This window comes from Streptomyces sp. NPDC005761 (assembly GCF_040630635.1).
Classification (GTDB): domain Bacteria; phylum Actinomycetota; class Actinomycetes; order Streptomycetales; family Streptomycetaceae; genus Streptomyces.
Genome location: NZ_JBEXXX010000071.1, coordinates 1 through 19295 on the forward strand (window position 1 = coordinate 1; position 19295 = coordinate 19295).

Here is a 19295-nt window from a genome sequence, read left to right on the forward strand (position 1 = left end):
AGCGGTCCTGTCCGGGTGTACCGAAGAGGTACAGGATCAGGTCCTGGTCGAGGGTGATGCGGCCGAAGTCCATGGCCACCGTCGTGGTGGTCTTGCCGCCGGTGTGCGTCAGGTCGTCGATGCCCGCCGAGGCGGACGTCATCACGGCTTCGGTGCGCAGCGGATTGATCTCCGAAACGGCACCGACAAACGTGGTCTTACCCACGCCGAATCCGCCCGCCACCACGATCTTCGCCGAGGTGGTGGCCCGGGCTGCACCGCCACTAGAGCTTGCGAAGTCCACTGAGCACCCTTTCGAGCAGTGTCACATCCGGCGCGCCGCCGGCCTCTCCGTTGCCCGGCTGGTGGATGGCCACCATGCCGGCTTCCGCCAGGTCCGCGACGAGAATCCGGGCCACACCGAGCGGCATCGACAGCAGGGCCGACACCTCGGCCACCGACTTGACCTCACGGCAGAGGTGGCAGATCCGCTGGTGCTCGGGGAGCAGCGTCCCCAGGTGCGCGGGGTCGGCCGTGGTGCTGACCAGCGCCTCTATCGCTAGCTGGTAGCGCGGTCGGGTCCGTCCGCCGGTCATGGCGTACGGACGGACCAGCGGCTGATCGCCTTCACCTTCGTACGACGCGTGGTTCAACGCGCCGTACGGATCGGGTGAGGCGGGTGGCGGGGTCATGAATCCTCCGGGCGTGACAGCAGGGTGTCGGCTTGCCGTCTGAAGGGGCCGGTGGGGGGCTGTAAGCGGCCGGACGGGCGAGAGATGAGTGCGGTACCTGGGCTAATCGTCTGTGTCACCGATTCACGGCCGCCTAGTGGAGCAGGCTGCCCTGCAGCTCGGCACGGAGGTCCGGAGTCAGGACGGTGCCTGCCCGGTCCACCAGCAGAGCCATTTCGTAGCCGACAAGACCGATGTCGGCGTCCGGGTGGGCGAGCACGGCCAGTGAGGAGCCGTCGGAGATGGACATCAGGAAGAGGAATCCGCGTTCCATCTCCACCACGGTCTGGCTGACGGCGCCGCCCTCGAAGATCCGGGAGGCACCCGCGGTCAGCGAGGTCAGACCGGAGGCCACAGCCGCCAGCTGGTCGGCGCGGTCGCGCGGGAAACCTTCGGACATCGCCAGCAGCAGGCCGTCTGCGGAGACCACCACCGTGTGCGACACCCCGGGGGTGTTGTCCACGAAGTTGGTGATCAACCAGTTGAGATTCTGTGCGGCCTGACTCATCGGGCTCAACTAACGCTCCTGCTGGTGAGTGGGGCCAAGTGGAAAACTGCCGGTCGACGGGCCGTTGTTGGCCTGACGCCCCTGCTGGATGCCCCGGCGGAGATTGGTCAGCCGCCCGCGCACATCATCGGGCGCACGCGACACCTGGGGACCGGACTGGTGGTTCTGCTGCTGGGCGGTACCCGGCACCAGATTGGCACGCGGGACCCGGCGAGGCAGACCGGATGTCGTAATTCCGCCTGCTGCGGGCTTCTTCACCCGCTCCGCCTGCCGGACGAGTTCGTCGTTCGGAGAGGCACGCCAGGAACTTGTGGCGCCGCTGGTGTCACCGGCACCGCGACGCGGTGCGGCGGGAGCGGAACGCTCCTCGGCGGGCTGCTGGGGGAAACCGGGTGCCTGCGGCGCGGCGGGCGGCTGCTGGCCGCCCTGCTGCGGGCCGTGGAACCAGTTCGTCTCCAGCGTGTCGTACAGCGGTGTACGGCCGTCACCGGGACCGGCCGGCGGCAGTGCCTCCGGCTGCGACTGCTGCGGCAGGGCCGGCCGGAAGTCCCCGGCCGGAGCCGGCGCGACGGGCGGACGCGGGGCACCGAAGTCCCCGTTGTCGCGGTCACGCTGGCGCGGCGCGGGCTGACCCTGGGCGGGCTGCCCGAAGTCGGGGCGGGCGAACTGCGCGGTGCTCGCCGGGTCCGGCGCCTGCGGCGCGGGCCGCTGCTGCGGGGCCGGTGCCGAGAAGTCCGGACGGGCGAACTCGGCGGTGGCGCCGGGCCCCTGCTGGTTGTCCATGGGCGGACGGGGGCCGAGCGGCGGCGGGTTCAGCGGCCGCTGGAACTGGCCGGTGGACTCGGGCTCCTCATGACCGCGGGGCGCGTCGAGCGGGGAGCGCCGCGGTGCGGACGGCTCCTGGCTGCTGCCCCAGCTGGTGGTCTGCGGACGCTGCGGCTGGGGGTTGCCACCCGGAAGTTCCGCGCGCGGGCCGCCGACCGGAGGCAGCTGTCGGTCGTTCTGGGCGGGGCCGCCGGGCTGCTGGAAGCCGCCGCCCTGGCCGGGCGGGTTCTGCCGGGCCTGCTGCGGCTGCGGGGCCTGCCGGGCAGGACCGCCCTGCTCAGGACGCCTCTGGTCAAACAGACTGGGCTGACCCGACTCCGTACGGCCCGGGCCGTCGCCCTGGCCGCGGGCGCCCAGCCGGGCACCGCCGCCGAAGGCACCGGAGAGCCCGCCACCCTGACGCGGCGGCTCCGGGCGCGAGGCGTCGGGCTGCCGGCCCTGCGGACCGGTGCCGGGGAGACCGGCGCTCTGGAAGCCGGAGTTCTGCTGGCCGCCGGGCTGACCGGGCTGGCCCGGCTGGTTCGGGCCACCGTCGCGGGCCGGCAGGGCCGCTCGCGGCCCGGAGCCCGTGCCGACCTGGCCGCGTGCGGCGCCGGGCCCGGCGGCGAGGCGCCCGCCCGGGGCCGAAGGAGCGCCTTCGAGGCCGGTGCGGGGCGCGTTGCCGCCGGCGAGGAGCCCGCCGGGGGCGGACTGCTGGCCCGGGGCCTGCTTCGGAGCGGGCTGCTTCCCGCCGTGCGCGACATCGACCGGGAGCATGACCAGCGCGGTCGTGCCACCGGAGTCCGAGGGGCGCAGCTGGATGCGGATGCCGTGACGCAGCGACAGCCGGCCGACCACGAACAGACCCATGCGGCGCGAGACCGAGACGTCCACGGTGGGCGGCGAGGCGAGCCGCTCGTTGATCGCCGCGAGGTCCTCGGGGGAGAGGCCGATGCCCGTGTCGTGGATCTCGACGAGCACCCGGCCGTCGGGCAGCGCGTGGCCGGTGACGCGGACCTTGGTCTGCGGCGAGGAGAACGACGTGGCGTTCTCCAGCAGCTCGGCGAGGAGGTGCACGAGGTCGTTGACGACCCGGCCGGCGACCTCGGTGGCGGGCACCGCGGCCAGTTCGATGCGCTCGTACTGCTCCACCTCGGAGGCGGCGGCACGGAGCACGTCGACCAGCGGCACCGGACGGGTCCACCGGCGGCCCGGCTCCTCGCCGGCGAGGACGAGGAGGTTCTCACCGTTCCGGCGCATACGGGTCGCGAGGTGGTCGAGCTTGAAGAGCGAGGACAGCTGGTCCGGGTCGGCCTCGCGCGACTCCAGCTCGGAGATGAGCGAGAGCTGACGCTGGATGAGGCCCTGCGAACGGCGCGAGAGGTTGGTGAACATCGCGTTGACGTTGCCCCGGAGGAGGGCCTGCTCGGCGGCGAGACGGACGGCTTCGCGGTGCACGTCGTCGAAGGCCGCGGCCACCTTGCCGATCTCGTCCCGGGAGTGCACACCGACAGACTCGACCGAGGTGTCGACGTCCTGCGGGTCGGTCTCCGAGAGCTGCTTGACGAGCTCGGGCAGCCGGTCCTGGGCGACGCGCGTGGCGGTGTCCTGCAGCCGGCGCAGCGAGCGGATCATGGACCGGGCGACGACGAACGCGCCGACCAGCGAGACACCGAGAACGAGCAGGATGAGCGCACCACTGATGATCGCGCTGCGCTGGGACTCGTCGCGCAGCTCGCGCGCCTTGCCCTCCATGTCGCTGAGGAGCGTCTCCTCGATCTGCTTCATGGCCTGGATCTTGGTGGAGTCCTGGTCGTACCAGTCCATGTACGAACGGCGCGCACCCGGACTGCTCATGCCGTTGGCGTTGTCGAGCACCTTCTTGGCGTAGGTGTCGGCGGCCTTGATCTCGGGCTGGCCCTCGTCGAGCGTGGAGGTCAGCTCGTCGGCGCTCTTGCCCGTGGTCGTGTAGATCGCCTCGAAGGAGCGGCGGGCCGCGTCCTCCTTGCGCTGAGCGGCCAGACCGAACTGCTGGTCGTTGCGGTCGAGGTGCGGCTGCTTGTCGTTGCCGCCGGGCAGCGCGGCCGCGATGATCGCCCGCTGGATCGACGCGTACTCCTTGGCGGAGGAGAAGGCCGCCAGGGCGCGGGTCCGCTTGATCATCTCCGGGCTGCTGGTCGCCTGCGCCATGTCCTGCGAGAGGCTCAGCAGCGAGGTGATCAGCTGGCTGTAGGCGTCGACGGTCTGAAGACTCGGACTGTCCTTCGCGTACGCCTGCTTGCGGATGTCGCGGATGGAGCCGAGCTGCGAGGCGATCTGCTGGACGCTGGAGTGAATGCTCTCCAGTGCCTCGTCACCGGTGGTGTCGCCGATGTCGTTCGTCGCCGAGAAGAAGGACTTCTTCGCGCGGTCGGTCTTCTTCCGGGGCTCCGTGACCTTGAAGTCGTCCGCCGGCACTCCGTTGGACAGCGGTCCGGCCGAGCGGTCCCGCTCCTCCTGGAGTGCCTGCGCCAGCGACGTCGCCTGCTTCGTCATCTGGGTGAGCAGCTGCATGTGCTCCAGCTGCTGGATGTCGTTCATGGAGTCGTTGATACGGAGGCCACCCAGCGTGGTCGCGGCGACCACGGGGAGGGCGAGCAGGGAGACCAGGCGCGTGCTGATGCGCCAGTTGCGGAGAGCTACTCGTGATCCCGTGTTGACCGGGCCCCGCGACTTGGGCGCGGAGACCGGATCGGACCCACCGCCCGCCGCGGAGCCGGGGCGCCGTTCGCGCTCGCTGTTGTCGCCGGCCGCGGCCGGTCCCGGGTTCTGGGCGTGCTGGGGCGAGGAACCGCGGTCGGTCCCGCCGCGCGGCTCCTGTTCCGCCGCAGCGCTGCCATCCCTCTTGAAACGTCCCTGCACTAGCGTCGCAACCTCTGGACCAGGCGTTCTCCCGTCATGGACGGAAGGAACGGTGTCGGCGTCGTGGGGCGTTCTACCGCCCCATGGTGGTCGTGAGTGACCGGCGCTCTTCCCCTTCCCGCCGCCACTCGGCGCTGCGTAGCGCCCCTGCGCGCCGGCTTGAAACCCGCGGCGGTGCGTGGAATTCCAGCACAGTGCCGGATCTCCAACAAGGGCCAGGTACCGGGCTGTGACCTGGATGACACGTTGTGATGGCGGGGTAACAAGACGTGCAGGCCGTTCACTGACATAACGGACGATTGCGGGTGGATCAGGTTGGGTGGACCGGTGTCCCAGTCGACATGATCAGGAGCGGAATGATTTATTCAGTGATGCAATGTCCGTTTCTTCCTGCCGCATCCAGCGCCCGAATTGGCGGAATTGTCGCTCACTTCGTGAGCAAACTCACAGGATGATCGCCGTCTCTTCCGGGCCCCCGCTGGGAATCGGATGTTTAGCCTGACGCTTTACAGGGATGGCGAAACCGACAACCGGCGCCCCTCCGGGTGGCGCCCCGACCGACAGGGTCCGTACGGCAGATGAAGACGACGATGATGTTCCGCAACATTGCCAACCCCCGGCGCACCACGCTGGCGCACCTCAAGGACGCCGAAGCGCTGCAGACGCCGGACCGGCCGGAGCACGCAGTCGACCTGCCGACGCAGACGGCCAACCCGCGCCGCACGATCCTGATGACCGCCCCCGCAGCCACCACGGCCGCCGCCGAGTAACACGTGAGGCGCCGGCGCCCCGCCCGGCGGGGTCCGCTCCGTCGCGGCGTCCGGCAGCGCGCTTCGCCGTGTTGCCGGAGCGCCCGCGCAGCTCCGGCACGAGGCCGCTCCGGCGCCCTGCGCACGCACGTACCGGCGCCCTGCCCCCGCACGTACCGGAGGACCGCTCCTTCCGGGACAAACCCCGCCGGGCGAGGCGATAGCCTGGAGCGTCAGTCTTCAGCTACCCAGCAAGTGAGGGGCGACAGCAACCCGTGCGCATCGCCAGGTTCTCCATCGACGGCAATGTCGCCTTCGGCGCGGTCGAGGGCGACGGGCCCGATGGTCTCGTCCTCGACATCATCAAGGGCATCCCGTACGCCGACTTCGAGCTCTCCGGGACCAAGGTCCCGCTGAGCAAGGTCCGGCTGCTGCCGCCCGTGCTCCCCAACAAGGTCGTGGCCATCGGCCGCAACTACGCGGAGCACGCCGCGGAACTCGGCAACGAGGTCCCCGACGTCCCCGTCGCCTTCTTCAAGCCCACCACCTCGGTGATCGGCTCCGGCGACGCCATCGAGTACCCCTCCTTCTCCGACGAGGTGCACCACGAGGCCGAGCTGGCCGTGGTCATCGGCCGGATGTGCCGCGAGGTGCCGCGGGAGCGGGTCAAGGACGTCATCTTCGGCTACACCTGCGCCAACGACGTCACCGCCCGCGACGCCCAGAAGCGCGAGAAGCAGTGGGCCAGGGCCAAGGGCTTCGACACCTCGTGCCCGCTCGGCCCCTGGGTGGAGACCGACCTCGACCCCAGCGACATCGCCATCCAGGCCACGGTCAACGGCGAGCAACGCCAGCTGGGCCGTACGAGCGAGATGATCCGCTCCATCGAGGACCTGGTCGTGCACATCACGGAAGCGATGACGCTGCTCCCGGGCGATGTGATCCTCACCGGCACTCCCGCAGGGGTCGGACCCCTCCATGTCGGCGACGAGGTCGCCGTCACCATCGAAGGCATCGGCACTCTCACCAACAAGGTGATCAAGCGTGGTTAACGCACCTGTCCGCGTACGTTTCTGTCCCTCCCCGACCGGTAACCCGCACGTGGGCCTGGTCCGGACAGCTCTCTTCAACTGGGCCTTCGCCCGGCACCACCAGGGCACCCTGGTCTTCCGCATCGAGGACACCGACGCGGCGCGCGACTCCGAGGAGTCGTACCAGCAGCTCCTCGAGGCGATGCGCTGGCTCGGCCTCGACTGGGACGAGGGCCCCGAGGTCGGCGGCCCGCACGCCCCGTACCGCCAGTCGCAGCGCATGGACCTGTACAAGGACGTCGCCGAGAAGCTCCTCGCCGCCGGTCACGCGTACCACTGCTACTGCACCACCGAGGAGCTCGACACCCGCCGCGACGCCGCCCGCGCCGCCGGCAAGCCGTCCGGCTACGACGGCCACTGCCGCGACCTGGGCGCGGAGCAGAAGGCCGCGTACGAGGCCGAGGGGCGCACGTCCATCGTCCGCTTCCGGATGCCCGACGAGGCCCTCACCTTCACCGACCTGGTCCGCGGCGACATCACCGTCCAGCCGGAGAACGTGCCGGACTACGGCATCGTCCGCGCCAACGGCGCCCCGCTCTACACGCTGGTCAACCCGGTCGACGACGCGCTGATGGAGATCACCCACGTCCTGCGCGGCGAGGACCTGCTCTCCTCCACCCCGCGCCAGATCGCCCTGTACGCGGCGCTCACCGAGCTGGGCATCGCCAAGCGGACCCCGGAGTTCGGCCACCTGCCGTACGTCATGGGCGAGGGCAACAAGAAGCTCTCCAAGCGTGACCCCCAGGCCTCGCTCAACCTCTACCGCGAGCGCGGATTCCTGCGCGAGGGGCTGCTCAACTACCTCTCGCTGCTCGGCTGGTCGATCGCCGAGGACCGGGACATCTTCGACATCGACGAGATGGTCGCGGCGTTCGACATCAAGGACGTCAACGCCAACCCGGCCCGCTTCGACCTGAAGAAGTGCGAGCACATCAACGCCGAGCACATCCGCAAGCTGGATGTGAAGACGTTCACCGAGGCGTGCGGCCCCTGGCTGCAGGCCCCGTTCGCACCCTGGGCCCCGGAGGCCTTCGACGCGGACGTGTTCGCGGAGATCGCCCCGCACGCGCAGACCCGGGTCACGGTCCTCTCCGAGATCACGGCCAACGTCGACTTCCTCTTCCTGGACGAGCCGGCGACCGACGAGGCGTCCTGGACCAAGGCGATGAAGGAGGGCTCCGACGCCCTGCTCGTGACGGCCCGCGCCAAGCTGATCGCCGCAGAGTGGAACGCGGAGGCCCTGAAGGCCGCCGTCCTCGCCGCCGGTGAGGAGCACGGTCTGAAGCTGGGCAAGGCTCAGGCCCCGGTCCGCGTCGCCGTCACCGGCCGCACGATCGGCCTGCCGCTCTTCGAGTCCCTGGAGATCCTGGGCCGCGAGCGCACGATCGCCCGCATCGACGCGGCGCTGGCGAAGCTGGCCGCGTAACGACGCAATCGCCCACGATACGGACGGGCCCGGCAGCCGCACACAGCGGCTGCCGGGCCCGTCCGCCCGTTCCGGCGTGCGCGTAGAGTCGGATCATGCCGATCAGAGCCGTCCTCTGGGACGTGGACGACACACTCTTCGACTACACGACGGCCGCCGCCACCGGCATGTCCCGGCACCTCGCGGCCGAGGGCCTGCCCGAGGGCTACGCCACGGCCGCCGAGGCCCTCGACGCCTGGGGGCGGCTCACCAGGCGCCACTGGCAGCGGTTCTCCGACGGCGAGACCGACTGGCAGGGCCAGCGCCGTGACCGGGCCAGGGACTTCCTCGCCCGCCCGCTGGACGACGCGGCGGCCGATGCCTGGTTCGAGCGCCACATCGCCCACTACGAAGCCGCCTGGGCGCTCTTCCCGGACACCGTGCCCGCACTCGACGCTCTGAGCGGGGTCTACCGGCACGCCGTGCTGTCGAACTCCGCCCTGGAACAGCAGCACCACAAGCTGACCGTGCTCGGGGTGCGCGAGCGTTTCGAATCCGTCCTGTGCGCGGCGGAGCTGGGCATCTCTAAGCCCGCCCCCGAGGCGTTCCTCGCCGCCTGCGAGGCCCTGGCCCTACCGCCGGCGGAAGTCGTCTACGTGGGGGACGAACCCGATATCGACGCAAGCGGGGCGGTGGCCGCCGGTCTCGCGGGCGTCTGGCTGGACCGGCAGGGGAGGGGCGGACGGCCCGAACTCGTCCGGATCACGGCCCTCGACCAGCTTCCCGGCCTGCTGACGGGCGATACCCGTTTTGGAGCGCCGGACACCTTCAGGTAATGTTCTTCCTGCGCCGCCCGAGCGGGACGAAAGATCCGAACGGAAGCGCAGACAGAGACAAGGCCCCAAGGGGTTGCGTTTCAGTGGGCTATGGTGTAATTGGCAACACTACGGTTTCTGGTACCGTCATTCTAGGTTCGAGTCCTGGTAGCCCAGCGCAAGACAGCAAGACAAGTAAGTAGCAGGACAAGCCCCCGTTGTGTAGCGGCCTAGCACGCTGCCCTCTCACGGCAGTAGCGCCGGTTCGAATCCGGTCGGGGGTACAGATCCTTCCCGCGAGAACACCTGGGTCGCACCCACGTTCTTGATGCAGGATCGCTAGGGCCCCCGTTGTGTAGCGGCCTAGCACGCTGCCCTCTCACGGCAGTAGCGCCGGTTCGAATCCGGTCGGGGGTACTTGTAACACCATGGGCTATGGTGTAATTGGCAACACTACGGTTTCTGGTACCGTCATTCTAGGTTCGAGTCCTGGTAGCCCAGCGCAAGACAGCAAGTCGCAGTACCCAAGCCCCCGTTGTGTAGCGGCCTAGCACGCTGCCCTCTCACGGCAGTAGCGCCGGTTCAAATCCGGTCGGGGGTACAACAGAGCAACAGACGAAGGCCCTTCACTCCGGTGAGGGGCCTTCCCTTGCGTATGGGGGACCGTTCGGCCGGTGCACCTGCCGGAGCCGCGCTCACAGCCCGTACCGACGGGCCGACTCCTCCTCCTGGGCCAGCCGTCGCAGCGCCGCCATCATCGGTTCGTACAGCACCGCGGAGGCGACCGCCATCTCCACCTGCTCCGTCTGTGTGGGGTACGTCTCCATCAGGTCCAGATCGCGCACCGCCGCCGCGTGCATGAGGCGTGCGTACTCCGCCATCTGGTCGACCGGGCACGGGTATCCGAGGCGGAACAGGGTGGCCAGGGATGCCACCAGTGAACGGTGCGAGGGGGAGAGCGCGCCGAGCTCCTGCGCGGTCGACCATCCCAGCCGCTCCAGGAGCTCCTCGACCTCGGCGGTGGCGAGCGCCGTCTCCGGGGCCTCCGCGTCGGGCTCGGGACCGTGCGGCAGTGCCCAGAGAGCCGCGCCCAGCCGGATCGTCCGGCCCAGGGACGCGTCGTCGGCGTGGGCCAGCACCTCGCGCGCCGTCGCCACGGGGAGACGGCCCACCTGGAGGAGCGCCCGGACGAGCCGAAGGCGGCGCACATGGCTGTCGTCGTACTCGGCCTGCGTCGCGCTCACCCGCCGCCCCGGCGGCAACAGCCCCTCGCGCAGGTAGTACTTGATCGTCGCCGTGCTGACGCCGCTCTGCTCACTCAGTTCCGAGAGTCGCATTCGGTCCCCTCCCTTGCGCCGCCCCTCGGGCGGTGCCACGATCCAATCATTGGATAGTGCAACTCTCCAACGAGGCCAGGGGGCCCGCATGTCTGCGAAACCGATTCCGGGACGGACGACCGCGGCGGCCGAGGGGGACGTGGTCGTCCTGCTGATCGGCATGCGCATCAACCACTTCTGGGGAGTGCACCACTGGCTCCCCGTCCTCCTCGCGATGCCGCGCCTGCTGCGGGAGTTGAGCCGGGACAGGAGCCGTGGCCTGCTCGGGTACCACCTGCTGACCGGTTCGCCGAGGACGTACTACGTCGTCCAGTACTGGGAGTCGAAGGAGAAGCTGTACGAGTACGCCGTGGCGCCGGACATGCTGCACCGCAAGGCGTGGGCGATGATCAACCGCAAGGAGAAGAAGTCCCGGCAGCACGTGGGGCTGTGGCACGAGACCTATGTGGTGCCGGAGGGCGGCTACGAGTCCATATACGCGGATATGCCGGCGTACGGACTGGCCGCGGCGACGGGGTCGCTGCCGATCGAGAGGCGGGGCCGCCGTGGGGCGGATCGTTTCGCACACCGCTCGCCGGCGAAGTGAGGCATGGGAACTGGACGGGATGGGGCCGCCACGACGCTGGGGCGGCATGTGAGAAGGGGCGGTGCGGCGGCTCAGCCCGTGCGGCGCAGCGCCTCGCTCAGCCGGGCGGCCGAGTCGATCACGGCCTGGGCGTGCATCCGGCCCGGGTGGCGGGTCAGTCGCTCGATCGGTCCGGAGACCGAGACGGCCGCGACCACGCGGTTCGACGGGCCACGCACCGGGGCGGAGACCGAGGCCACGCCCGGCTCGCGCTCGCCGATCGACTGGGCCCAGCCCCGGCGCCGTACGCCGGAGAGCGCTGTGGCCGTGAAGCGGGCACCCTGGAGGCCGCGGTGGAGACGCTCCGGCTCCTCCCAGGCCATCAGGATCTGGGCGGATGATCCCGCCTTCATGGTGAGCGTGGAGCCGACCGGCACGGTGTCCCGGAGACCGGACAGCCGCTCCGCCGCCGCCACGCAGATACGCATGTCGCCCTGCCGGCGATAGAGCTGAGCGCTCTCGCCGGTGATGTCGCGCAGATGTGTGAGTACCGGTCCGGCCGTGGCCAGCAGTCGGTCCTCGCCCGCAGCCGCGGCGAGCTCCGACAGGCGGGGGCCGAGAATGAAACGGCCCTGCATGTCCCTTGCCACCATGCGGTGGTGTTCCAGTGCCACGGCCAGTCGGTGAGCCGTGGGTCGTGCGAGCCCGGTCGCCGCGACCAGCCCGGCGAGGGTGGCCGGTCCGGACTCCAGGGCGCTCAAAACCAGAGCTGCCTTGTCGAGAACGCCGACGCCGCTAGAGTTGTCCATACGACGATACTCGCGTCTCACTCTGTGAAACGCAAGTTCAATTTTCCAGGGAAGTTGCGAACCTGTACGGGCGGCCCCACAACGGCCCGTAGCCACCGCCCCGCACGGGGGTCCGGACGGCGGCGCACCGAATCTCTAGTTGGGCCGGCGACGACGCCGGCCGGAGGGAAAGCGATGGGTAGGACACTCGCGGAGAAGGTTTGGGACGACCATGTCGTCCGGCGCGCGGAAGGCGAGCCCGACCTCCTCTACATCGATCTGCACCTGCTGCACGAGGTGACCAGCCCGCAGGCCTTCGACGGTCTGCGGCAGGCCGGACGCCCGGTGCGGCGCCTCGACCTCACCATCGCCACCGAGGACCACAACACCCCGACCCTCGACATCGACAAGCCGATCGCCGACCCGGTCTCCCGCGCTCAGCTGGAGACCCTGCGCAAGAACTGCGCGGAGTTCGGCGTCCGGCTGCACCCGCTGGGTGACGTCGAGCAGGGCGTCGTGCACGTGGTCGGCCCGCAGCTGGGCCTGACCCAGCCCGGCACCACGGTCGTCTGCGGTGACTCCCACACCTCCACGCACGGTGCCTTCGGCGCCCTGGCGTTCGGCATCGGCACCAGCCAGGTCGAGCACGTGCTCGCCACCCAGACGCTGCCGCTGGCCCGCCCGAAGACGATGGCGATCACCATCGACGGCGAACTGCCCGAGAGCGTCACCGCCAAGGACCTGATCCTCGCGATCATCGCGCGGATCGGCACCGGCGGCGGCCAGGGCTACATCCTCGAATACCGCGGCTCCGCCATCGAGAAGCTCTCGATGGAGGCCCGGATGACCATCTGCAACATGTCGATCGAGGCCGGTGCCAGGGCGGGCATGATCGCCCCCGACCGGACCACCTTCGACTATCTGCAGGGACGGGACCACGCCCCGCAGGGCGAGGACTGGGACGCGGCCGTCGCGTACTGGAAGACCCTGCGCACGGACGACGACGCGGTCTTCGACGCCGAGGTGGTCATCGAGGCCGCCGAACTGGCGCCGTTCGTCACCTGGGGCACCAACCCCGGCCAGGGCGCGCCGCTGTCGGCCAACGTCCCCGATCCTGCTTCGTACGAGGACGCCTCGGAGCGCAACGCCGCCGAAAAGGCCCTGGAGTACATGGGGTTGACCGCCGGCCAGCCGCTGCGCGAGATCAACGTCGACACCGTCTTCGTAGGCTCCTGCACCAACGGCCGGATCGAGGACCTGCGCAACGCGGCCGCGATCCTGGACGGCCGCAAAGTCGCCGACGGTGTACGGATGCTGGTCGTCCCGGGCTCCGTCCGGGTCGCGCTGCAGGCAGTGGAGGAGGGCCTGGACAAGGTCTTCACCGCCGCCGGCGCCGAATGGCGGCACGCCGGTTGCTCGATGTGCCTGGGCATGAACCCCGACCAGCTGGCCCCCGGCGAGCGCTCCGCCTCGACCTCGAACCGCAATTTCGAGGGCCGGCAGGGCAAGGGCGGCCGCACGCACCTGGTCTCCCCCCAGGTCGCCGCCGCCACCGCCGTGCTGGGCCATCTGGCCTCGCCGGCCGACCTGTCCGACGTCCGTACGCCCGCCGGAGTCTGAGAATCATGGAAGCTTTCACCGCACACACCGGCCGGGCCGTCCCGCTGCGCCGCAGCAACGTCGACACCGACCAGATCATCCCTGCCCACTGGCTGAAGAAGGTCACCCGGGACGGCTTCGAGGACGGACTCTTCGAGGCCTGGCGCAAGGACGAGAACTTCGTCCTCAACCGCCCGGAGCGGCGGGGCGCCTCGGTCCTGGTGGCCGGCCCCGACTTCGGCACCGGCTCCTCGCGCGAGCACGCCGTCTGGGCGCTCCAGAACTACGGCTTCAAGACCGTCATCTCCTCCCGGTTCGCCGACATCTTCCGCGGCAACTCGTTGAAGAACGGGCTGTTGACCGTGGTCCTGGACCAGTCGGTCGTCGACGCCCTGTGGGAGCTGACCGAGGCCGACCCGACGGCAGAGATCACCGTCGACCTGGAGAAGCGGCAGGTCCTCGCGGAGGGCGTCACCGCCGACTTCGAGCTCGACGAGAACGCCCGCTGGCGGCTGCTGAACGGGCTGGACGACATCAGCCTCACCCTGCAGAACGAAGCGGACATCGCGACCTACGAGGCGGCCAGGCCGGCCCACAAGCCCCGTACAATTAACGCCTGAGCAGCGCGTTTCCCGTCCTGCGCCCCCTGCCTTCTGGTAGGGGGCGCAGTCGCTTGTTGAGACCCCGTCGGGCGACAACTCGCCCCAGATGGCACAATCGGTGCATGGAACGCGACAGCCAACTCAAGCTTTACGGCCAAGTCGCCGACCAATTGAAGGAAGCGCACTCGCGAGTGCGTGCACTGCAAGTCCCGGAGGGCGTACGGATGGCGCTGAACCGGAAGCTGTTGGTCGTCACGGCCGCGGCAAAGCACGATCTCCCAGATGCAGCAAGGCGTCTGGACCGGTTGATGAAGGACCTCGATGAGGGCCGATTCCCCGAAGGTGACTGACTCTGCGGAACTGCGCAGCGGTCGACTTCGTTGCGGCACTAGGGTGATTAGCCCGTTTCGTGTTTGATTTGCGGTATATATCTGCCTAACGTGCGAAAAAGCCTGAACAGTTTCGTTCGGGCGATGTCTCCGAAGGGGAAGACGTGAACAAGGCGCAGCTCGTAGAAGCGATTGCCGACAAGGTCGGCGGCCGTCAGCAGGCCGCGGACGCCGTCGACGCGGTGCTCGACGCGATCGTCCGTGCGGTTGTCGCAGGTGACCGGGTTTCGGTCACCGGCTTCGGCTCGTTCGAGAAGGTCGACCGCCCCGCCCGTTACGCCCGCAACCCGCAGACGGGTGAGCGCGTACGGGTCAAGAAGACCTCGGTGCCCCGCTTCCGTGCGGGACAGGGCTTCAAGGACCTGGTGAGCGGCTCGAAGAAGCTCCCCAAGAACGACGTGGCCGTGAAGAAGGCCCCCAAGGGCAGCCTCTCGGGCGGTTCTTCCACCCGCACGACGGCCAAGGCCGCCGCCAAGAAGGCCACCGCCAAGAAGGCCGTGGCGAAGAAGGCAGCCACCGCCAAGAAGGCCGTGGGAACGGCGAAGAAGACCACGGCCACCGCCAAGAAGACCACCGCGAAGCAGACGTCCGCGGCGGCGAAGAAGACCACGACGGCCGCGAAGAAGGCGACCCCGGCGGCGGCGAAGAAGACGGCGACGACCGCCAAGAAGACCGTCGCGGCCAAGACCGCGCCCGCCAAGAAGACCACGGCGAAGAAGGCGCCCGCGAAGAAGACCACAGCGCGCAAGACCACGGCCAAGAAGGCCACTGCACGCAAGAAGTGAGGACCGGAACCTCAGGGCTCCTCACACACGCGCCGGGCCGGGCTCCCCTCGGGGAGCCCGGCCCGCGGGCTGTTACGGGGCGCTCAGAATGTCTGCAGCGTCACCAGGGTGATCCGCAGCGCGGCACCCTCGCCCTGCCCCTCGATCCGCACCCGTTGCCCCGGACGCAGCAGCCGCAGGCCGCCGGCGTCGAAGGCCGGGGCGTCGAAGTCCACCGGGGTGCCGTCGTCGAGCAGCACGCTGCCGGTGCGGGTCTCGGGGTCGTACGTGTACGAGGTCGCCTGCATGGGCGGCAGCCTATCGGTCCGCCGCCCGGACCCCCGCGGCCCAGCGCCCCGCCGTGTACGGGCCGACCCCCAGAGTCAGCGCGGCCCGCAGATCGTCCCCCGTGTCCACGTCCTGGCGTACCGAATCGATCCCGGACAGCGTGATCTCCACCGCCCCCGACGCGAGATGCCGGGCCCTGGACGGGCCGCCGAAAGCGGGGCGCAATTCCACTCCCGGCCCAGCGGCGAGAAATGTTGTTCCGATTCCTGCTGCATCGGTCACGAAAGTCCGGGGGAAAGCGGCGGAGAATTCGAGAACCCGGGACAATTCCGCCGGCCGCAGAGCGGGCAGATCGGCGTTGAGCGCGGCGACGGCAGCCCGCGGCCTGCCCGCCCGCACCATGCGTTCACCGTGCGCGAGGGCCGCGTTGAGCCCGGCCGCCGGGGAGTCCGTCACGATCCTGGCCCCGAGCGCCGCCAGGGCCGCCCCGGCCGCCCCGTCGTCCGTGACGACCACCACATCGGCGACCCCCGGGCAGGACAGCGCGGCGGACACGGTGTCCCGGGCGAACGCGAGGGCGAGCCGGGGTCGCAACAGGGCCCCGGAAGCGGGCGTCAGCCTGCTCTTGGCCCGCGCCAGGGGCTTCAACGGGACGACCAGTGACCAGGGGCCGGTCGGGTCGGTGTTCGTGGCGGTCTCCCCCTCGATGCGCATCGCCGCCTATTCTCGCCTGCCGGTGCGACAACCTGGAGGGTCGGTCCCGAAGGTGAGGCGTACGGTGTTCTCGACAGAGCAGGGGCCTGGGGCGAGACTTGACCGTCGGTAGTCGGTCGGCAGTCGGCTCCACAGACAGGCCATACAGGAAGGTGTCCGAGTGTCCCGCCGCAGAATCGGCTTCTGGTACCGCCTGGCAGCGGTCATCGCGAAACCGCCGCTGGTGATTCTGTTCAAGCGCGACTGGCGGGGAATGGAGCACATTCCGGCCGACGGCGGATTCATCACCGCGGTCAATCACAACTCGTACCTGGACCCGCTTTCGTACGGGCATTTCCAGTACAACACCGGACGGGTGCCGCGGCTCCTCGCCAAGGCGGGCCTCTTCAAGACCCCCTTCGTCGGGATGATGCTGCGCGGCACCGGCCAGATCCCGGTGTACCGCGAGACCACGAACGCGCTGGACGCGTTCCGGGCGGCCGTCGACGCGATCGAGCGCGGCGAATGCGTCGCCTTCTACCCCGAGGGCACCCTCACCCGCGACCCCGACATGTGGCCGATGGCCGGGAAGACCGGCGCCGCCCGCGTCGCGTTGATGACCCGTGCTCCGGTCATCCCCGTCGCCCAATGGGGTGCCAACCTGGCGGTGCCGCCCTACGCCACGGAGAAGAAGGTGCGCCTCTTCCCCCGCAAGACCCTCCAGGTCCAGGCCGGACCGCCCGTCGACCTCTCCCGCTTCTACGGGCTGGAGCCGACGCCCGACGTGCTGCGCGAGGCGACCGAGGTCATCATGCACGCGGTCACCGCGCAACTGGAGGAGGTGCGCGGCGAAACGGCGCCCGCCGAGCTCTACGACCACCGCAAGGCCCGTGCACAACAACGGCGCAAGGCCGAAGGAGAGGGACCCAAGTGACGCACCCCGTAAAGGCAGCCGTCTTCGGAACCGGCTCATGGGGTACGGCCTTCGCCATGGTCCTCGCCGACGCGGGCTGCGAGGTCACCCTGTGGGGGCGCCGGGCCGAGGTCGCCGAGGCCGTCAACACGACCCGTACCAACCCCGACTACCTGCCGGGCATCGAACTGCCCGCATCGGTCCGGGCCACCACGGACGCCGCCGAAGCGCTGCGCGGCGCCGACTTCGCAGTGCTCGTCGTACCCTCCCAGACGCTGCGCGACAACCTCGCCGACTGGGCCCCGCACCTGGAGCCGCAGACGGTCCTGGTCTCGCTGATGAAGGGCGTCGAACTCGGCACCGCGAAGCGGATGAGCGAGGTCATCGAGGACATCACTGGGGTCTCCGCCGACCGGATCGCCGTCGTCACCGGACCCAACCTCGCCAAGGAGATCGCCGAACGCCGTCCCGCGGCAGCGGTCGTCGCCTGCCAGGACGAGTCCGTCGCACGCCGCCTCCAGGCCGCCTGCCACACCCCGTACTTCCGCCCGTACACCAGCACCGACGTGGTCGGCTGCGAACTCGGGGGCGCCGTCAAGAACGTCATCGGACTGGCAGTAGGCATCGCCGACGGCATGGGGCTCGGCGACAACACCAAGGGCTCGCTCATCACCCGCGGCCTCGCCGAGACCATCCGGCTGGGCGTGGCCATGGGCGCCGACCCGCTGACCTTCTCCGGACTCGCGGGACTCGGCGACCTGGTGGCGACCTGCTCGTCGCCGCTCTCGCGCAACCACACCTTCGGCACCAACCTCGGCCGCGGCATGACGCTCCAGGAGACCATCGCCGTCACCAAGCAGACCGCCGAGGGCGTCAAGTCGTGCGAATCCGTGCTCGACCTGGCCCGACGGCACGGAGTCGAGATGCCCCTCACCGAGACGGTCGTCTCCATCGTCCACGAGGGCAAGCCGCCCATGGTCGCGGTCAAGGAACTGATGGCACGCAGCGCCAAGGCCGAACGGGCCTGAGAAGCTGACCCCGTTCGGCCCCGGACGGCCCCGGCCGCGCTGACGCGACTCGTACCAGCAGGTACGCTCATCGCGATATGAGCAGCGAGAACCTCCCCCAGAGCACGGAGCAGCAGCTCCGCAAGCCGCGTGTGGCCGTCGTGTTCGGCGGCCGCAGTTCCGAGCACGGCATTTCGGTGGTCACGGCCGGTGCGGTCCTGAACGCGATCGACCGGACGAAGTACGACGTCCTGCCGATCGGCATCACGACGGACGGCCGCTGGGCGCTCACCGCCGACGCACCCGAACGCATGGCCATCACGGACCGGAAGATGCCCGACGTGGCACAACTGTCCGAGTCGGACGAGGGCGGCGTGGTGCTCTCCGTCGACCCGGGCAGCCGTGAAGTGGTCTACAGCGAGCCCGGATCGGTCCCCAAGGCGCTCGGCGAGGTCGACGTCGTCTTCCCCGTCCTGCACGGCCCCTACGGTGAGGACGGCACGCTCCAGGGCCTCCTGGAGCTCTCCGGTGTGCCGTACGTCGGCGCCGGTGTCCTCGCCTCGGCGGTCGGCCAGGACAAGGAGTACATGAAGCGCGTCTTCACCTCCTTCGGGCTCCCCGTCGGGCCGTACGTGGTCGTACGCCCTCGCGAGTGGGACCACGACCCCCAGGGCGCGCGCAAGCGCATCACGGACTTCGCCGGTGAGCACGGCTGGCCGCTCTTCGTCAAGCCCGCCCGGGCCGGCTCGTCCATCGGCATCACCAAGGTCGACGACGCCGCAGGCCTCGACGCGGCGATCGAGGAAGCCCGCCGCCACGACCCCAAGTTCCTGGTGGAGTCGCTGCTGCGGGGCCGCGAGATCGAGTGCGGGGTGCTGGAGTTCGAGGACGGTCCGCGTGCCAGCGTGCCCGCCGAGATCCCGCCGGTCACCTCGCACGACTTCTACGACTTCGAGGCCAAGTACATCGACGCGGCGTCCGGGATCGTGCCCGCCCCCCTCACCGAGGAGGAGACCGCCGAGGTCCAGCGGCTCGCGGTCGAGGCCTTCGAGGCCGCCTCCTGCGAGGGGCTGGTCCGTGCCGACTTCTTCCTCACCGAGGACGGCGGCTTCGTCATCAACGAGATCAACACCCTGCCGGGCTTCACCCCGATCTCCATGTACCCGCGCATGTGGCAGGAGAGCGGTGTCAGCTACCAGCAGCTGGTGGACCGGCTCATCCAGGCGGCGCTGGACCGGCCGACCGGCCTGCGCTGAGAGGCACCGGCACGTCACGAGGGGGTGGGGGGCGGGGGGGGGGGGCGCCCCGCCGCCCACGACAAAGCTCCCGGAGCCGTCTTTGTTTTACGCGACGGCGCGCTGATCTAT

General features: G+C 69.9%; 20 protein-coding genes and 5 tRNA genes. 17 read left to right on the top strand and 8 right to left on the bottom strand.

Going from position 1 to position 19295, the window contains the following annotated elements; genetic code table 11:
• The 4 genes from ABZ434_RS34765 to ABZ434_RS34780 all read right to left on the bottom strand — a co-directional run.
• Positions 1–283, bottom strand: a 283-nt coding sequence (locus ABZ434_RS34765) for an ATP/GTP-binding protein (protein WP_351003482.1), incomplete at its 3' end; no start/stop codon positions are given.
• Positions 264–671: a DUF742 domain-containing protein gene (locus ABZ434_RS34770; protein ID WP_073738726.1), complete on the bottom strand. Its 408-nt coding sequence runs from the start codon at positions 669–671 to the stop codon at positions 264–266. The genes ABZ434_RS34765 and ABZ434_RS34770, both read right to left, overlap by 20 nt.
• 133 nt (positions 672–804) lie before the next feature.
• Positions 805–1218 carry a roadblock/LC7 domain-containing protein gene (locus tag ABZ434_RS34775; protein WP_006127850.1) on the bottom strand — a complete coding sequence of 138 codons (414 nt, stop codon included), beginning with the start codon at positions 1216–1218 and terminating at the stop codon, positions 805–807.
• A 9-nt stretch (positions 1219–1227) separates the two neighbouring features.
• Positions 1228–4923: a nitrate- and nitrite sensing domain-containing protein gene (locus ABZ434_RS34780; RefSeq protein ID WP_359145668.1), complete on the bottom strand. Its 3696-nt coding sequence runs from the start codon at positions 4921–4923 to the stop codon at positions 1228–1230.
• A 578-nt stretch (positions 4924–5501) separates the two neighbouring features.
• Between ABZ434_RS34780 and ABZ434_RS34785 the strand changes: the two genes are divergently transcribed.
• The 9 genes from ABZ434_RS34785 (at position 5502) to ABZ434_RS34825 (ending at position 9584) form a co-directional block, all read left to right on the top strand.
• Positions 5502–5693 (top strand): hypothetical protein, encoded by a 192-nt coding sequence (locus tag ABZ434_RS34785; RefSeq protein ID WP_359145671.1) that lies wholly within the window; start codon positions 5502–5504, stop codon positions 5691–5693.
• A 254-nt stretch (positions 5694–5947) separates the two neighbouring features.
• Positions 5948–6724: a fumarylacetoacetate hydrolase family protein gene (locus ABZ434_RS34790; RefSeq protein WP_359145674.1), complete on the top strand. Its 777-nt coding sequence runs from the start codon at positions 5948–5950 to the stop codon at positions 6722–6724.
• Positions 6717–8189: a glutamate--tRNA ligase gene (gltX, locus tag ABZ434_RS34795; RefSeq protein ID WP_359145677.1), complete on the top strand. Its 1473-nt coding sequence runs from the start codon at positions 6717–6719 to the stop codon at positions 8187–8189. The genes ABZ434_RS34790 and gltX overlap by 8 nt, the downstream gene beginning before the upstream one ends.
• A gap of 95 nt (positions 8190–8284) precedes the next feature.
• Positions 8285–9004, top strand: coding sequence for an HAD family hydrolase (locus ABZ434_RS34800; RefSeq protein ID WP_359145680.1), 720 nt, complete (start codon positions 8285–8287; stop codon positions 9002–9004).
• An 84-nt stretch (positions 9005–9088) separates the two neighbouring features.
• Positions 9089–9160: transfer RNA gene (locus ABZ434_RS34805), tRNA-Gln, on the top strand.
• Positions 9161–9194: 34 nt separating this feature from the next.
• A tRNA-Glu gene (locus tag ABZ434_RS34810) sits at positions 9195–9267 on the top strand.
• A 60-nt stretch (positions 9268–9327) separates the two neighbouring features.
• Positions 9328–9400: transfer RNA gene (locus ABZ434_RS34815), tRNA-Glu, on the top strand.
• 12 nt (positions 9401–9412) lie between these two features.
• Positions 9413–9484 (top strand) — tRNA-Gln (locus tag ABZ434_RS34820).
• Between the two features lie 27 nt (positions 9485–9511).
• Positions 9512–9584: transfer RNA gene (locus ABZ434_RS34825), tRNA-Glu, on the top strand.
• Between the two features lie 94 nt (positions 9585–9678).
• On the opposite strand, the gene ABZ434_RS34830 is transcribed toward ABZ434_RS34825, so the two are convergent.
• On the bottom strand, positions 9679–10320 hold the full coding sequence (locus ABZ434_RS34830; RefSeq protein WP_359145683.1) for a MerR family transcriptional regulator: 642 nt from the start codon (positions 10318–10320) through the stop codon (positions 9679–9681).
• A gap of 88 nt (positions 10321–10408) precedes the next feature.
• On the opposite strand from ABZ434_RS34830, the gene ABZ434_RS34835 reads away from it, so the two are divergent.
• Positions 10409–10906 (top strand): DUF4188 domain-containing protein, encoded by a 498-nt coding sequence (locus ABZ434_RS34835; RefSeq protein ID WP_359145686.1) that lies wholly within the window; start codon positions 10409–10411, stop codon positions 10904–10906.
• A gap of 71 nt (positions 10907–10977) precedes the next feature.
• Here the strand turns inward: ABZ434_RS34835 and ndgR are convergent, their stop codons facing one another.
• On the bottom strand, positions 10978–11694 hold the full coding sequence (gene ndgR, locus ABZ434_RS34840; protein ID WP_003966003.1) for an IclR family transcriptional regulator NdgR: 717 nt from the start codon (positions 11692–11694) through the stop codon (positions 10978–10980).
• Positions 11695–11868: 174 nt separating this feature from the next.
• On the opposite strand from ndgR, the gene leuC reads away from it, so the two are divergent.
• From leuC to ABZ434_RS34860, 4 genes are all read left to right on the top strand, one after another.
• Positions 11869–13293: a 3-isopropylmalate dehydratase large subunit gene (leuC, locus tag ABZ434_RS34845; protein ID WP_359145689.1), complete on the top strand. Its 1425-nt coding sequence runs from the start codon at positions 11869–11871 to the stop codon at positions 13291–13293.
• 5 nt (positions 13294–13298) lie between these two features.
• A complete protein-coding gene (gene leuD / locus ABZ434_RS34850) occupies positions 13299–13892 on the top strand; it encodes a 3-isopropylmalate dehydratase small subunit (protein WP_359145692.1) in 594 nt (197 codons plus the stop codon).
• A gap of 104 nt (positions 13893–13996) precedes the next feature.
• A complete protein-coding gene (locus tag ABZ434_RS34855) occupies positions 13997–14224 on the top strand; it encodes a hypothetical protein (RefSeq protein ID WP_136330716.1) in 228 nt (75 codons plus the stop codon).
• A gap of 143 nt (positions 14225–14367) precedes the next feature.
• Positions 14368–15048, top strand: a complete 681-nt coding sequence (locus tag ABZ434_RS34860) for an HU family DNA-binding protein (RefSeq protein ID WP_359145696.1) — start codon at positions 14368–14370, stop codon at positions 15046–15048.
• 83 nt (positions 15049–15131) lie between these two features.
• Here the strand turns inward: ABZ434_RS34860 and ABZ434_RS34865 are convergent, their stop codons facing one another.
• Both ABZ434_RS34865 and cofC read right to left on the bottom strand, forming a co-directional pair.
• Positions 15132–15335: a hypothetical protein gene (locus ABZ434_RS34865; RefSeq protein ID WP_219571306.1), complete on the bottom strand. Its 204-nt coding sequence runs from the start codon at positions 15333–15335 to the stop codon at positions 15132–15134.
• A 10-nt stretch (positions 15336–15345) separates the two neighbouring features.
• Complete coding sequence (gene cofC / locus ABZ434_RS34870; protein WP_359145700.1) at positions 15346–16029, bottom strand: 2-phospho-L-lactate guanylyltransferase; 684 nt, start codon at positions 16027–16029, stop codon at positions 15346–15348.
• Positions 16030–16189: 160 nt separating this feature from the next.
• Between cofC and ABZ434_RS34875 the strand changes: the two genes are divergently transcribed.
• The 3 genes from ABZ434_RS34875 to ABZ434_RS34885 all read left to right on the top strand — a co-directional run bounded on the left by ABZ434_RS34875 (position 16190) and on the right by ABZ434_RS34885 (position 19184).
• Positions 16190–16942 carry a lysophospholipid acyltransferase family protein gene (locus tag ABZ434_RS34875; protein ID WP_359145703.1) on the top strand — a complete coding sequence of 251 codons (753 nt, stop codon included), beginning with the start codon at positions 16190–16192 and terminating at the stop codon, positions 16940–16942.
• Entirely contained in the window at positions 16939–17949 is a 1011-nt protein-coding gene (locus ABZ434_RS34880; protein WP_359145706.1) for an NAD(P)H-dependent glycerol-3-phosphate dehydrogenase, read from the top strand. The genes ABZ434_RS34875 and ABZ434_RS34880 overlap by 4 nt, the downstream gene beginning before the upstream one ends.
• A 77-nt stretch (positions 17950–18026) precedes the next feature.
• The gene (locus ABZ434_RS34885; RefSeq protein WP_359145709.1) at positions 18027–19184 is read left to right on the top strand and encodes a D-alanine--D-alanine ligase family protein; all 1158 of its coding nucleotides are present in this window, start codon (positions 18027–18029) and stop codon (positions 19182–19184) included.
• The last annotated feature ends 111 nt before the right edge of the window (positions 19185–19295 follow it).

What these genes read in the sequence shown, in the direction of transcription:
- ndgR (WP_003966003.1), bottom strand. Translation starts at nt 11,694, where the DNA reads ATGGACAACTCTAGCGGCGTCGGCGTTCTCGACAAGGCAGCTCTGGTT.
- ABZ434_RS34830 (WP_359145683.1), bottom strand. Translation starts at nt 10,320, where the DNA reads ATGCGACTCTCGGAACTGAGTGAGCAGAGCGGCGTCAGCACGGCGACG.
- ABZ434_RS34770 (WP_073738726.1), bottom strand. Translation starts at nt 671, where the DNA reads ATGACCCCGCCACCCGCCTCACCCGATCCGTACGGCGCGTTGAACCAC.
- ABZ434_RS34865 (WP_219571306.1), bottom strand. Translation starts at nt 15,335, where the DNA reads ATGCAGGCGACCTCGTACACGTACGACCCCGAGACCCGCACCGGCAGC.
- leuD (WP_359145692.1), top strand. Translation starts at nt 13,299, where the DNA reads ATGGAAGCTTTCACCGCACACACCGGCCGGGCCGTCCCGCTGCGCCGC.
- ABZ434_RS34775 (WP_006127850.1), bottom strand. Translation starts at nt 1,218, where the DNA reads ATGAGTCAGGCCGCACAGAATCTCAACTGGTTGATCACCAACTTCGTG.
- cofC (WP_359145700.1), bottom strand. Translation starts at nt 16,029, where the DNA reads ATGCGCATCGAGGGGGAGACCGCCACGAACACCGACCCGACCGGCCCC.
- ABZ434_RS34785 (WP_359145671.1), top strand. Translation starts at nt 5,502, where the DNA reads ATGAAGACGACGATGATGTTCCGCAACATTGCCAACCCCCGGCGCACC.
- ABZ434_RS34885 (WP_359145709.1), top strand. Translation starts at nt 18,027, where the DNA reads ATGAGCAGCGAGAACCTCCCCCAGAGCACGGAGCAGCAGCTCCGCAAG.
- ABZ434_RS34800 (WP_359145680.1), top strand. Translation starts at nt 8,285, where the DNA reads ATGCCGATCAGAGCCGTCCTCTGGGACGTGGACGACACACTCTTCGAC.
- ABZ434_RS34835 (WP_359145686.1), top strand. Translation starts at nt 10,409, where the DNA reads ATGTCTGCGAAACCGATTCCGGGACGGACGACCGCGGCGGCCGAGGGG.
- ABZ434_RS34855 (WP_136330716.1), top strand. Translation starts at nt 13,997, where the DNA reads ATGGAACGCGACAGCCAACTCAAGCTTTACGGCCAAGTCGCCGACCAA.
- leuC (WP_359145689.1), top strand. Translation starts at nt 11,869, where the DNA reads ATGGGTAGGACACTCGCGGAGAAGGTTTGGGACGACCATGTCGTCCGG.